Source organism: Nocardioides pelophilus (assembly GCF_014180685.1).
GTDB lineage: Bacteria > Actinomycetota > Actinomycetes > Propionibacteriales > Nocardioidaceae > Nocardioides > Nocardioides pelophilus.
Genome location: NZ_JACEHF010000255.1, coordinates 1 through 657 on the forward strand (window position 1 = coordinate 1; position 657 = coordinate 657).

Below are 657 nucleotides of genomic sequence, written 5' to 3' on the forward strand. Positions count from 1 at the left end.
TCGGACGTCGAGAGATCCGCGCCGCGGCGGCGGCGTCGCTCGGCCGCCAGCGCGCCGGCGAGGGTCGCCGCGAGGAGACCGCCGCTGACCAGGTCGCCGGCCAGTCCGTCGTACGTCGTCTCGACGGCGTCGACCTGCTCGGCGTCGCGGTCGACGACCGGCACCCGCTCGGGCCGGTCGCCGCGGTCCTGCTCGTCGGTCCGGTGCTGGACACGGTCGACCCGGTCGGCCCCGACGGCGTCATCGGGCAGCACCAGCACCCAGCCGGGCTGGATCAGCCGCCCGATGACGAGCTCGCCGCCGTCGGGCTGAGGCCGGCCCTTGTTGAGCTCGAAGATCTCCTTCCAGCGCCGGCCGTCGCCGAGGTGCTCCTCGGCGATGTCCCAGAGGTTGTGGTGGTAGCGACCCTCCGGTGCCTTGACGACCACGATCTTGCGGCCGAGGAGCTCGCTGGCCGCCTCGGCGAGCTCGTGCTTGGTCTCGGTGTAGAGGGCGGGCGCGGTGAAGGCGTCCGGCGCCGCCTGGTGCATCGGACGACCCGGCTGCTGCTCCGCGGTGCGGGTGTCCTGGACCGCGACCGTCGCCTCGCGCTGGGCCCGACCGCCGCCGTCGTCGGCCGACGCCGCGCCGCTGCTACCGAGCAACGGCGCGCCGACG

At 75.2% G+C, this 657-nt stretch carries 1 protein-coding gene; it reads right to left on the bottom strand.

The features are described 5' to 3' along the window. The coding region (locus H0488_RS22430; protein WP_376768501.1) for a LysM peptidoglycan-binding domain-containing protein at positions 1-657 on the bottom strand (657 nt) is incomplete at both ends.